This is a genomic window from Pseudomonas sp. 50_B (assembly GCF_017491625.1).
Classification (GTDB): Bacteria; Pseudomonadota; Gammaproteobacteria; order Pseudomonadales; family Pseudomonadaceae; genus Aquipseudomonas; species Aquipseudomonas danubii.
Genome location: NZ_JAFGYX010000025.1, coordinates 22,228 through 34,895, shown reverse-complemented (window position 1 = coordinate 34,895; position 12,668 = coordinate 22,228). Strand labels below are relative to the sequence as shown.

Here is a 12,668-nt window from a genome sequence, read left to right as displayed (position 1 = left end):
TACGAAGAGTGTAAGGTATCGCCTTACACTCACTCCCCATGATCAAGTCCTTTCAGCACAAAGGCCTGCGCGCCTTCTATGAAACCGGATCGACTCGTGGAATACGGGCTGAGCATGCACGCCGGCTGGCCCGCCAGCTGTCGTTCATGGATCACGCCAGCGAACCGGCAGACCTCAACCTGCCGGGTTGGCGGCTGCACCCACTCAAGGGCGACCTGCACGGCTATTGGTCTTTGGTGGTGTCCGGCAACTGGCGAGTGATCTTTCGTTTCGTAGGTTCGGATATCGAACTGGTCGATTATCTGGACTACCACTGAACAGGAGGCAGGATCATGCCCATTCACAACCCCCCCCACCCCGGTGACACCCTGCGCCTGGATGTCTTGCCTGAGCTGGGCATCAGCGTGACGGAGTTGGCCCGGCATATCGGCTATGCCCGCCCGCATCTGTCCAAGGTGTTGAACGGCCATGCGCCGATCCGCGCGGAACTGGCGGTCCGCCTGGAACGTGCCGGAATCGGCAAGGCCAAGGTCTGGCTGGCGGTGCAAGCCGATTACGACATCTGGCACACCGAGCAGGAGTTGCAACCGGTGATCGAGCCTATCGCGGCCCATGTCGGCTGAGCCCTATACCGACAACTCTGCTGCCACCTGGGCGCGCTTGCCGCGACCACACAGCGCCTCCACCAGCGCCAGGGCAAACGTCAGGGCCGCGCCGGAACCCTGGGCGGTGATGCAGTTGCCATCCACCACCACCGGCTGGTCGACAAAGGTACAGCCCAACAGCTGATGGCTGGCGCTGGGCAGGCAGGTCATGCGCCGCTGGCGCAGCACGCCATAGGCCTGCAAGGCCAGGGCCGGTGCTTCGGCGATGCCGGCGAAGAACCTGCCAGCGGCCGCCTGATCCTTGAGCAGCTGCATTAAGGGTTGATGGCCCGCCAAATGCTGGGCACCTACCGCGCCGCCGGGCAGCACAATCAGGTCGAAACGCTGGGCCAGCACATCCACCAGCATGGCGTCGGCGGTCAGTCGGGTGCCGCGGGCGCAGGTGAGCATGCGCCGGTTTTCGACGCTGGCCGCCAACACCTCGATTTCGGCACGGCGCAGTACGTCGATCAGGGTCACGCTTTGCAGGTCATCAATGCCTTCGGCAAGGGTGACCAAGGCTCTGAAGGTCATGGGGATGACTCCACAAGGAAGGTCTTTAGAGCTTAGTCAGCTTTGCCGAACGCCGTTCGGGGCTACCTGATGTAGATCTGCGCACTCAGGGTATTGCCCGGTGCGTTGATCGAGGTGTTGCTGAAGCTGAAGGTGCCTTCCTGCTTGCCCGCCAGGTCGAAGACATAGATGTAGCCCACAGTGATTCCCGAGTTGCCGCAGGGCACATAGGCGGAGCCGTCCTCGCACACCGGCGAGCGAGTGCCGTCGACCTCGAAACCGTCCAGGTTCACATGGGGCTCGCGGCCGTAGCCGATCTCCAGCACGTAGACCTTGATGTTCGGGCCGTTGTGGTCGCACTGGGTGCGTTCACGCCCATCGGAGACATCTTCCAGGCCGCAGGAAGGTGACAGCACCTTGAGAATCTCCACCTGGCTCAACGGCGGCGCCGAACGCGCCAGGGCCGGAGACGCCAACCAGCAGGCCGCTGCCCCCAGCAGCGTCAATGCTGTCATTTTCACTGTGCTGCGCATAAATCCCCCCTTAAAAGCAGCGCGCAGTATGCGCTACTTGCCAGCAGTGCAAAACATCGCCGACGATCGCAGCCATTGGCCCACGCTGCTGGTATGATGCGCGGCTTTTTCCGACCCAGGGCAAATCCACAGGCACCTTATAAAGTCTGTGCTTTGCTGTTGGAGTCGATACATTCACGGCGCCCGGCGGCGCCACGGGGAGCAGACATGCTGGAAAGGCTGTTTCAACTCAAGGCACACAACACCAACGTGCGCACCGAGATTCTTGCGGGCGTCACCACCTTCCTGGCCATGGCCTACATTCTCTTCGTCAACCCGAGCATTCTCGGCGAGACGGGCATGGACAAGGGCGCCCTGTTCGTTGCCACCTGTCTGGCTGCCGCCATCGGCTCCACCATCATGGGCCTGATCGCCAACTACCCGATCGCCCTGGCCCCGGGCATGGGCCTGAACGCCTTCTTCACCTACACCGTGGTCCTGCACATGGGCCACACCTGGCAAGTGGCGCTGGGTGCGGTATTCATCTCGGCGGTGCTGTTCTTCCTGCTGTCGATCTTCAGAATCCGCGAATGGATCATCAACAGCATCCCCCTGCCGCTGCGCTCGGCGATTGCTGCCGGTATCGGCCTGTTCCTGGCGCTGATCGCCCTGCACAACGCCGGCATCGTGGTCAGCAACCAGGCCACCATGGTCGGCCTGGGTGATCTGAAAAAGCCGGCACCGATCCTCGCCACCCTGGGCTTTGCCCTGATCGTCGCCCTGGAAGCGCTGAAAGTGCGCGGGGCGGTGCTGATCGGCATCCTCGCGGTGACCATTGCCTCGATCATCATGGGCTTCACCCCGTTCGCCGGCGTGACCTCGATGCCTCCGTCCCTGGCCCCGACTTTCCTGCAACTGGACATCAAGGGCGCCCTGGACATTGGTCTGGTGAGCGTGATCTTCGCCTTCCTGTTCGTTGATCTGTTCGACAACTCCGGCACCCTGATCGGCGTCGCCAAGCGCGCCGGCCTGATGGGCAAGGACGGCCACATGCCGAAAATGGGCCGCGCGCTGATCGCTGACAGCACCGCCGCCATGGCCGGCTCCCTGCTGGGCACCTCGACCACCACCAGCTACATCGAATCCGCCGCGGGCGTGAGCGCCGGTGGCCGCACCGGCCTGACCGCCATCGTGGTGGCGATTCTGTTCCTGCTGGCACTGTTCTTCTCGCCACTGGCGGCCAGCGTGCCACCGTTCGCCACCGCGCCGGCACTGCTGTTCGTGGCCGTGCTGATGACCTCGGGCCTGGCGGAAATCGACTGGGAAGACATCACCGTCGCCGCCCCGGTGGTGGTCACCGCCCTGGCCATGCCGTTCACCTATTCGATCGCCAACGGCATCGCCTTCGGCTTCATTGCCTGGACCGCGATCAAGCTGCTGTCGGGCCGCGCCCGCGAGCTGAACGCACCGCTGGTGATCCTGTCGATATTGTTCGTGATCAAGCTGGGTTGGTTCGCCGCATGACTTTTGACGCCGCAAGCTACAGCACCCAATTGAACGACAAGGTCACGCGCCTGCGTGACCTGCTGGCGCCCTTCGCTGCGCCCGAGCCCCAGGTCTTCGACTCGCCCCTGCAGAACTTCCGCCTGCGGGCCGAGTTCCGCCTGTGGCGCGAGGCCGGTGAACGCCATTACGCGATGTTCTCCCAGGACGACAAACGCACGCCGATCCTCATTGAAGAGTTCCCCATCGCCAGCCAACGCATCAACCAGTTGATGCCCCGGCTCAAGGCCGCCTGGCAAGCCAGCGCGCCTTTGAGCCACAAGCTGTTCCAGGTGGAGTTCCTCACCACCCTGGCGGGCGACGCGATGATCACCCTGTGCTACCACCGCCCGCTGGACGAGCACTGGCACAAGGCCGCGAGCCAACTGGCCGCCGACCTCAATGTCAGTGTGATCGGCCGTTCCAAGGGCAAACGCGAAGTCATCGGCCAGGACTACGTGGTGGAAAAGCTCGAAGTCGGCGGGCGTACCTTCAGCTATCGCCAACCCGAAGGCGCCTTCACCCAGCCCAACGGCACGGTGAACCAGAAGATGCTCAACTGGGCCTATGAAGCCCTGGGCGAACGCCAGGACGACCTGCTGGAACTGTACTGCGGCAACGGCAACTTCACCCTGCCCCTGGCCACCCGGGTGCGCAAGGTACTGGCCACCGAGATCAGCAAGACCTCGGTCAACGCCGCCTTGAGCAACCTCAGCGAAAACGCTGTGGATAACGTCACCCTGGTGCGTCTGTCCGCCGAAGAGCTGACCGAAGCCCTGAACGAAGTGCGGCCGTTCCGCCGCCTGCAGGGCGTGGACTTGAAGAGCTACGAATTCGGCAGCGTGTTCGTCGACCCGCCCCGGGCCGGCATGGACCCGGACACCTGCGAACTGACCCGGCGCTTCGACAACATCCTGTACATCTCCTGCAACCCGGAAACCCTGGCGGCCAACATCGCCCAGTTGCACGACACCCACCGCATCACCCGCTGCGCGCTGTTCGACCAGTTCCCCTGGACTCACCACATGGAATCCGGGGTCCTGCTGACCCGCCGCTGATTTGCCCCGCTGCCCAACGGCCGTCCTCGAGACGGCCGTTGTCATTCACGGCCGCCGATCCCCCTACCGCTTCCTGTAGCCGCTGCTGCAGGCTGCGATCGACTGCGAAGCTGGCGCAAACCTGACACCGCGGTGCATCAGGCACGTCTGCGTCGCCGGGTGTGCGGGGCTGCGCCCCGGTCGCAGCCTGCGGCAGCGGCTACAAGGTCAGCCCGCGGGTTGAAAGTACCCGGCCAGTTGCTGCAGGTCCTGTTCATTGAGCAGGCCGGCGTAATACTTGAGCTCAATCCGTGCCAGCAGGTAGGCATGCCGGGCATCCGCCAGGTCACGACGGGCAGTGAACAGTTGCTGCTCGGCGTCCAGCACATCGAGGTTGACCCGCTCGCCACCCTGCACGCTTTTGCGGGTCGCGGTCACCAGGGCCTCGGCTGAGCTGACGGCCATTTCATAGGCGCGGACCTTGGCCGCCGCACTGGTGTTGAGGTTGAACTGCTTGCGCAGCTGGTTGAGGGTGTTGGCGGTTTGCGCATCCAGTTCATATTGCGCCTGGGACAGCTGACTGGCCGCCTGGCGGGTCGAGGCCGAGACCGAACCACCGGCAAACAGCGGCAGGCTGACCTGGATACCCACGGTGTTGGTGTCGTACTGCTGGTTGTAGGTGCTCTCCGAATCAGAGCGGGTCTGCCGGCTGCTGGCGTACAGGCTGATCTTGGGCAGGTGCCCGGCGCGCTTGCGCTCCACTTCGTATTCCGCCGCCCGCAGGGCCTGCTGCTGGGAAGCCAGTTCAGGGTTGTTGGCCATGGCCAGGTCACGCCAACTGTCGAAGCGGTTGGGCAGCAGCGGCTGGATCTCGAACTGCCGGGTCAGCGGGTCCAGCTCGTCGATCTGCAGCGGCTCGCCGACTATGGCTTGCAGCTCGCGCAGGGCCGCATCCTGCTGATCCTGGGCCTCGATCTCTTGCGCCAGGGCCAGGCTCAAACGGGCCTGGGTCTCCAGCACATCGGTGCGGGTGCCCTCGCCGCCCTTGAGCAGACGTTCATTGAGCTGCAAGCGTTCGGCGTAGGCACGCTTCTGTGCCCGGCTCAGCTCGATGCGCTCCTGGGCCAGCAGCGCCTGACTGTAGGCACTGAGCAGGCGCACCGCCAGTTCCTGGCTCTTGCCGCGAAAACGCTCGTCGGAAAACAGCGCCTGGGCCGAGCCCTGGCGATAGCGCGCATAGGCCTCGTAGTCCAGCAGTGGCTGTTGCAGGGTCAGGGTCGAGGCGTAGCTGCGGTAGTCACGATCGGTGGTGACATCGCCACGAACCGTGTCCTGGGTCACCTCGGACTGGTTGCGCGAATTGTTGTAGCTCCAGGACAGGTTCGGCAACAGCCCGGCACGGCCGATGGCCCGGTTCTCTTCACCGGCATCGCGCTCCTTGATCGCCGCCTGGAAGGTCGGGTCGTTACGCAGAGCCAGATCGTAGGCATCGAGCAAACCCAGGGCCAGGGCCGACGGGCTGCTCAGCAGGCACAGCAGCGCGAGGAAGCAAAAGGCGCGAGTCATTCTTCCACCAACGCCATATGGGTCCGGTCCAGCAACGGCTTGAACAGGTAGTTGAGCATCGAGCGCTCGCCGGTACGGACAAAGGCCTCCACCGGCATTCCCGGACGGATCTGCAAGCCCTGCAACTGCTGCATGCCTTCGGCGCTGACCGTGGCGCGCAAGGTGTAATAGGGCTCTTCGGTACGTTCGTCGACCTGGCGATCGGCGGACACCAGGGTCACCTCCCCCGGCACCCTCGGCGTGGTGCTCTGGTTGAAGGCCGAGAACATCAGTTCCACGGGCAGCCCCGGGTGCACCTTGTCCACCAGTTGCACCGGCACCCGCGCCTCCACCAGCAGCGGCTCGTCCTGGGGCACGATGTCCATCAGCGGCTGGCCCGGCTTGATCACCCCGCCCTCGGTGTACACCTCCAGGCCCACCACCACACCGGCAGCCGGGGCGCGCACCTGGCTGTTGGCCAGTTCGAACTCGGCGGAGGCCAGGCGATTGCGCAGGTCTTCGGTGCGAATCCGGGTGTCGGCCAACTGGCTGCGCAGGTCTTTCTGGAAATCCTCGGTGGACTGGCGGATGCGCAGGCGCAGTTCGAGGATCTGCCGCTGCAACTGGCCGATGCGGCCGAAGTCCTCGGCGATCGAGCCGTCGATCTGCGCGTACAGGCGTTCGCTGTCCAGCAGGCGATTGCGTGGGATGTAGCCGTCCCGGGCCAGCTCCCGCAGGCCCTGCAACTGTTCGTTCAAGGCACTGCGCTGTTGCCGCTTGCTGGCCTGGGAATCCCGGGTACCGCGCAACTGCGCTTCGGAGCCGGCAATGGTCTCGGCAATGCCCTGTTGCTCCATGCTCAGGGCCTGGCGCCGACTGCTGAACAGCTGCCGTTGCAGGGCCAGGCTGGCGGCCACCTCAGGTTCGCTCGCCAAGGCCTGGAGCTGTGGATCGAAGACGATCTCGCTGGCGCCATCGCGCTCGGCATTGAGTCGCGCTTCGCTGGCCAGGGAACCCAGGTACTGACTGCGCAAGGACTGCATCTGGGTGCGCAGCGGGGTCTCGTTGAGGCGCAGCAACACCTGCCCGGTGCTGACCCGGTCGCCCTCCTTGACCTCGATCCGCTCGACGATGCCGCCGCTCTGGTGCTGCACGGTCTTGCGATGGCCCGAGACCATGACCTTGCCCGACACTGCCACGCCCTTGTCCAGCGGCGCCAGGGCGGCCCAGCCGATAAACCCGGCAAAGCCTCCCAGCACCAGGAGCCAGCCGAGGCGTGAATACTTCCTTTCGTCCAGGACCAACACATTGTTCGCTGCGGGCCCTGGGGCAGGCGCCGTGCGGCCTGTGGATAACCTCGCGCTCATGCTTTCTTCCCTTCGCCGCCGGCCACGCCCAGTCGGTAATTCATGTTCAGGCTGGTCACCGGATTGCTCACCGGTACCGCGGGCGGCGGCGCGGCCTTGGCTTTCTGGTTCGCTTCCAGCACCCGCGCCGTCGGGCCGAAGCCTTGCAGCTGGCCTTCGCGCAGGATCATCAGCTGGTCGGTCATGCTCAGCACATTGGGTTTGTGGGTGATCAGTACCAGGGTCCGCTGCCGTTGCTTGAGTTGGCCGATGGCCTGCAGCAGCGCCTGTTCGCCAGCTTCATCAAGGTTGGAGTTGGGTTCGTCGAGCACGATCAGCGCCGGCAAGCCGTACAACGCGCGCGCCAGGCCGATGCGCTGGCGCTGCCCGCCGGACAGCCCGGCACCACCCTCACCCAGGCGCGTGTCATAGCCCTGGGGCAGTTGCAGGATCAACTCATGCACCCCGGCCATTTGCGCAGCCTGCAGGACCTGATCGGAGTCCAGCGGACCGAAACGCGCGATGTTCTCGGCAATGCTGCCGGCGAACAGTTGGATGTCCTGGGGCAGGTAGCCGATATGCGGGCCCAGTTGCTGCTTGTCCCACTGGGCCAGGTCCGCGCCATCCAGGCGCACCTTTCCCGTCAGGGGCGTCCAGGCACCGACCAACAGCCGGGCCAGGGTGGACTTGCCGCAACCGGAAGGGCCGATCACCCCCAGGACCTGGCCGGCCTCCAGGGTGAAGCCGAGGTTGCTCAGGGCCGGACGGCGACTTCCCGGGGCACAGGCACTCAATTGCTCGACACTCAACTTGCCCTTGGGCGTCGGCAGGCTCATGCGCACCGGCCGCGGCGGGTTGGCCTGCAACAGCTCGGACAAGCGCTCGTAGGCCAGGCGCGCCGAGCTCCATTGCTTCCACACCGCGATCAACTGGTCGATGGGGCTGAGCACCCGGCCCATGAGGATCGAGCCGGCGATCATCATCCCCGGAGTGATCTGCCCCTGCACCGCCAGCCACGCGCCCAGGCCCAATACCAGGGACTGCAAGGCCATGCGCACGCCCTTGGACCAAGCGCTGATAGTGGCGGTCTTTTCACTGGCCAGGTTCTGCTGAGCGAGAAAGCCCTGGTGACCGACGAACCAGCGCTCGCGCAGCGCGCCGAGCATGCCCATGGCTTCGATGGCGTCGGCGTTGCGCAGGTTGGCCGTGGCCTGCTGGCTGGTGATGATCGACAACTGGCTGGCCTGGGCCAGCGGTGCCTGGCAGATATGCTGGTTGATCCAGGCCAGCGCCACCAACAGCAGCGCACCGCACAGGGCCAACAGACCGAGCCAGGGGTGAAAGAGGAAGATCACCAGCAGATAGACCGGGAACCAGGGCGCGTCGAAGAAGGCGAACAAGGCATTGCCGGTGGCGAACTGGCGCAGCGCGGTCAGGTCATTCAAGGCCTGGCCGGCGGCCTGGGGGCTGCCCTTGAGCTGAGCCTCGAACGCCGCGTCATACACCCGCTGGTTCAGGCGCATGTCCATCTGGGTGCCGAGGTGGATCACCACCTGGCTGCGCACCCACTCCAAAGCCCCCATCAGGCCGAACAGGCCGAGGATCATCAGCGTCAGCATCAACAGGGTCATCTGATTGCCCGAGGCCAGCACCCGGTCGTAGACCTGCAGCATGTACAGGGCCGGGGCCAGCATCAGCAAATTGATCACCGCCGAGAACAGGCCGATGTTGAAGAAGCCGCCCTTGTAGGCCGTCAGGGCCGCCAGCGTCTCGGAAGCGGCAAGTGGATTCGGCCTGCTCATCAAGGTGTCCTGTGCAGAGTTTAGGGATACAGGGTCTTCCGCTCAGGCAGAGCGGAACGACAAGAGGCGCGCCCGGTGCGTTGACAGGCACCCCGACGCTCCCCAGAATTTGCCACCGCCGCCGCCCTGGCCTTCGAAAACTCGGGCGACGGAGGTGAGTCAGACCAGCGAATGGAGGAGCGATCCTGCATTCGCTTTTTTATGCCTCAAGCCAGCACTCAGGCGGCCAGTGCCCAGTCCTGGGCCACGTCCTGCACACCCACCAGGCCGACATCGGCTGCGGCGGCGGCAGCCGGGGTGACGTGGGCCACACCGGCGGCGGCCAGGTCGTCGAAAGTGGAATTCACCGACAGGCTTGGGTCGATCGCCTTGAGCAGGGCATCGATCTCGCCGGCCAGCGCCGAGCTGTCGCCGCTCATCAGGCCGTAGACCACCTTGTGCACTTCACCGGCACGGCCTTCATCTTTCAGGCTGTTGAGGCCCAGGTTGCTGAAGCTGACTTCCTGGCTGACCAGGTGGTAGTTGCTGCCCGAACCACCGGCGAGGGTGTCGCCCAGGGAAACGCTGTCCAGCGAGCCCCACAGGGTGTGGCTCGGGTTGCTGAACAGGGTGTAATGCAGGTTGCCGTCGGCCACGAAGGCGGCGTCGCTGGCGGTGCTCTTGATGGCGTACTGGGTGCCGTCGAACGGGCCCGGGTTGAAACCACCGGTATTGGTGCCATCAACCACTTCGCCTGGGCGGTGGTTGACGTCGCCGAAGTAGGCCGACCAGTCAGTCAGGTATTGCGCAACAGTGTTACCGCCGTAGGTAGCGCTGTAAGAGATCGAAATGCTCATGCAAAACTCCAATACATTAGGTGGGTCAGGTCCGCAGCACGCCAGTGCCTGCTGCGGTTTTGCCCTTCAATGGGCAAAAGCGGTCAGAACTGATATTCCACGGTGCCCTGCAAGGTGCGGCCACGGCCGAGGGTGAAGGCCAGGACATCGCCGAGGGGCACCAGGTAGGCGCGGTCGGTGACGTTTTCCATGGCCAGGCGCAGGGTCAGTTCTTCAGTGGCGCGGTAGCTGCCATACAGGTCGTAGACGGTGTAGGGCTTCCAGTCGGCCGGGTAGACGCCGGTCTGGCTCACGGTCCCGGTCGCCGAGCCGGCGATCGAGTAGCCGGCGCTGTAGCGGGCCCGGGCACCGATATCCAGTTTGCGTTCGAAAAAGCGCGCACCCAGGGTCAGGGTGCCGCGGTCCATGGGCATGTGTTCGGCCGAACCGAGGATCGCGGCGTTGCAGCGGCTGGCATTGTTGGCCGCCTCATCGGGACGCATGCCGGTGACAATCGCGCCCCGCCCTGTGCCGTTCTTCACCGGCTGGGTCACCCCTCCCAGCCAGGCGGTCTTCATGCAGAAATCGTTGTCGCCGATCATGTGGGTGTAATTGAGCTGGCCGTAGGCGCGACCGGCGTCATAGTCGAGCTGGTACTCGACGCCCTTGAAGCGGGTGCTGCTGAGATCGTTGACGTAGGCGCTGTTGCCGATGCCGGGTGAGCCATAGCCCGGGGGCTGCACGCCCATGGCCATATAGATGAAGTCATCGACCCGGGTATCGAAGTAGGCCACCTTGATGCCCAGGCGGTCATCGTTGAACCAGAGGTTTTCCTTGAAGACGTTGACCCCCGCTTCCCAGGTGGTGGAGCGCTCTGGCTTGAGGAAGGGGTTGGGAAAGGTGCTCTCAGAACCTCCACCATGGGGGCGTCCGGTGATCATGGTTTCGGTCACCGCCGGTGGCCGCCAGCCCTTGCCATAGCTGGCGAACAGTTGCAGCCACTCGACCCCGGGCTTGACCGACAGGCCGAAGGTCGGCGAGAAGCGCCCTGCCTGGTTGTCGATGTCATAGGCCACCGGCACCGAGATTTGCTGGGGCGTCTTGCCGATCACGAAGGTGCGGGTGTTGATTCCGGTTTCGCCGCGCAGGCGGTAGCGGTCGTAACGCAAGCCGGCATTGAGGTTCAGCCAACCGTCGTAGTCGAAGTCCAGGCGGGTGAACAGGCTACCCAGGGCTCGATCGCCCTCGGGGGTCATGCTCGCCGCAGGCGAGGCGCTGACCGCCGAGCCCTTCGGCACCGGCTGGCTGGAGTCGGGGCGGACCTTGTCGTAGAAGAACTCCAGGCCGTAGTTGGCCTTCAGCGTGGACAGCCCGCCCAGGGCAAAGGTCGACGTGTTCTGCGCCTGGGCGCCATAGGTATAGGTCTGGTAGGTGATCGAGTAGCCAGGGCTGCTGCGGCGGGTCAGGGTGCTCTGGTCATTGCTGTTGTCGACGTAATAGAGCTTGGCCTTGAAGTCGATCAGCGGGTTGTCCGGGGTGTAGCTGTAGTCGATGCCGAAGTTCTGCGAATGCACATCGCTGCTGCCGAGCTTTTCCCAGAGCTGATCCTTGTTCTCGGTGTTCATCATGTTGGCGTCGTCGTAGGACACCTCAGTGGTCAGGTAGCTCAGTTGCAGACGCTGGTCCTGGGGCAGGTTGAGCCCCAGCTTGACCAGGCGCGAGCGCATCACCGAAGCGGAATAGGCCACCTTGGAATGCTTCACCCGATCATTGATCGACGGGTCCATCCAGCTGCCGGTGCGCAATTCGCCAATGCCGCCACGGGTCCCCGGCTTGTAGTCCCCCAGGTGTCGTTCACTGGCGGCCAGCAGCATGTCCCAGACTTCGGTGCCGATGGCGAAGGCGGAGCTGCCGATGAAGTGGGTGCCGTTGCGGCGGCCGCCCAAGCCGGTGGTCAGGCGAATTCGGCCACCGATCTCCTGGCCGGGCTTGAGCAGGTCGCGGGCCTCGATGGTGCGAAAGTTGGCAACCCCGCCAATGACGCCGGCGCCGCCCATGGTGGAGGTGGCGCCCTTCTCCACCACCACTTCGGAGAGCAGCTCGGGGTCGACATAGAGCGTTCCGTTGCGCTGCTGGTGGCCGCTCTGCTGATAGTTCTGGCGCATGCCGTCCACCGACATGTTGACCCGACCATAGTCCTGGATACCGCGGATGTTCACCGACACGCCCGGGTCCTGCTGGCTGAGCGCCGAATACACGCCGGACGTTTCCTCCAGCATTTCGGCGGCATGCCGCGGTGGATTGCGATCAAGTTGCTCGCGCCCGACCACGCTCACCGAGCGTGGCGCGTTGTACACCCAATCGCTCTGCCGGCCTTCGAGGTCACCGGAAATCGTGGTGGGGGCCAAGGCCAGGGCGCCATCACGTCCGGTTTCCACCCGACTCAGGGTCACCTGGCGCTCGCCGCTAAAGCGGTACTCCACCGGCGCATTGCCCAGCAGCCGGGCCAGTCCTTCCTCGGCGCTGTAGCGGCCCTTGAGCGGCGAGCTGTGCAAGCCATGCAGGCGCAAACTGTCGAACAGCACCTGTACCCCGGCCTGCTCGGCAAAAGCCAGCACCGCACTGCCGAGGGCCTGGGCAGGGATATCGAAATCCAGTTCGCGTGGTTGCTGAGCACTCTGCGGGGCTACGCCCACGGGCTCTGCCGCGTGCAACAAACCGCCTCCTGCCAACAGCCCTGCTACGCCCAAGTGAATGGCCAGGGCCAGACGACTTGCGGCGTGAATTCCAGTGCGACTGCCTACCCTCATGTTCCTGATTCCTGCGCTGGCTACTTTTAGTGCATGCGAATGCATCTCAATTAGCTAGACGTGCCAGGCAGGAAAACTCAGTAAGGTTTTTTCAGTTATTTT

11 protein-coding genes are annotated in these 12,668 nt (G+C 64.4%); 4 read left to right on the top strand and 7 right to left on the bottom strand.

Translation table 11 applies throughout. The features are described from left to right. The first annotated feature begins 38 nt into the window (after positions 1-38). Positions 39-317, top strand: a complete 279-nt coding sequence (locus J5M73_RS26285) for a type II toxin-antitoxin system RelE/ParE family toxin (protein WP_016966171.1) — start codon at positions 39-41, stop codon at positions 315-317. A 15-nt stretch (positions 318-332) separates the two neighbouring features. Further along, positions 333-623, top strand: a complete 291-nt coding sequence (locus J5M73_RS26280) for a HigA family addiction module antitoxin (RefSeq protein WP_016966170.1) — start codon at positions 333-335, stop codon at positions 621-623. Positions 624-626: 3 nt separating this feature from the next. On the opposite strand, the gene J5M73_RS26275 is transcribed toward J5M73_RS26280, so the two are convergent. Together J5M73_RS26275 and J5M73_RS26270 are read right to left on the bottom strand one after the other, a co-directional pair. Then, on the bottom strand, positions 627-1,178 hold the full coding sequence (locus J5M73_RS26275) for a DJ-1 family glyoxalase III (RefSeq protein ID WP_102865417.1): 552 nt from the start codon (positions 1,176-1,178) through the stop codon (positions 627-629). Between the two features lie 62 nt (positions 1,179-1,240). Next, a complete protein-coding gene (locus J5M73_RS26270; protein WP_102865416.1) occupies positions 1,241-1,690 on the bottom strand; it encodes a DUF4879 domain-containing protein in 450 nt (149 codons plus the stop codon). Between the two features lie 207 nt (positions 1,691-1,897). Between J5M73_RS26270 and J5M73_RS26265 the strand changes: the two genes are divergently transcribed. Together J5M73_RS26265 and trmA are read left to right on the top strand one after the other, a co-directional pair. After that, positions 1,898-3,193 (top strand): NCS2 family permease, encoded by a 1,296-nt coding sequence (locus J5M73_RS26265; RefSeq protein ID WP_102865415.1) that lies wholly within the window; start codon positions 1,898-1,900, stop codon positions 3,191-3,193. Next, the gene (trmA, locus tag J5M73_RS26260) at positions 3,190-4,269 is read left to right on the top strand and encodes a tRNA (uridine(54)-C5)-methyltransferase TrmA (RefSeq protein WP_102865414.1); all 1,080 of its coding nucleotides are present in this window, start codon (positions 3,190-3,192) and stop codon (positions 4,267-4,269) included. Before J5M73_RS26265 ends, trmA begins: the two co-directional genes overlap by 4 nt. Positions 4,270-4,476: 207 nt before the next feature. Here trmA and J5M73_RS26255 read toward each other — a convergent pair whose 3' ends face one another. The 5 genes from J5M73_RS26255 to J5M73_RS26235 all read right to left on the bottom strand — a co-directional run bounded on the left by J5M73_RS26255 (position 4,477) and on the right by J5M73_RS26235 (position 12,566). Continuing rightward, a complete protein-coding gene (locus J5M73_RS26255) occupies positions 4,477-5,814 on the bottom strand; it encodes a TolC family outer membrane protein (protein ID WP_102865413.1) in 1,338 nt (445 codons plus the stop codon). Continuing rightward, the gene (locus J5M73_RS26250; protein WP_102865412.1) at positions 5,811-7,160 is read right to left on the bottom strand and encodes an HlyD family type I secretion periplasmic adaptor subunit; all 1,350 of its coding nucleotides are present in this window, start codon (positions 7,158-7,160) and stop codon (positions 5,811-5,813) included. The genes J5M73_RS26255 and J5M73_RS26250 overlap by 4 nt, the downstream gene beginning before the upstream one ends. Next, positions 7,157-8,941 (bottom strand): type I secretion system permease/ATPase, encoded by a 1,785-nt coding sequence (locus tag J5M73_RS26245; RefSeq protein ID WP_102865411.1) that lies wholly within the window; start codon positions 8,939-8,941, stop codon positions 7,157-7,159. The genes J5M73_RS26250 and J5M73_RS26245 overlap by 4 nt, the downstream gene beginning before the upstream one ends. Before the next feature lie 218 nt (positions 8,942-9,159). Then, positions 9,160-9,777, bottom strand: a complete 618-nt coding sequence (locus J5M73_RS26240; protein ID WP_102865410.1) for a heme acquisition protein HasA — start codon at positions 9,775-9,777, stop codon at positions 9,160-9,162. Between the two features lie 83 nt (positions 9,778-9,860). Then, on the bottom strand, positions 9,861-12,566 hold the full coding sequence (locus tag J5M73_RS26235) for a TonB-dependent receptor (RefSeq protein ID WP_102865409.1): 2,706 nt from the start codon (positions 12,564-12,566) through the stop codon (positions 9,861-9,863). Positions 12,567-12,668 lie beyond the last annotated feature (102 nt).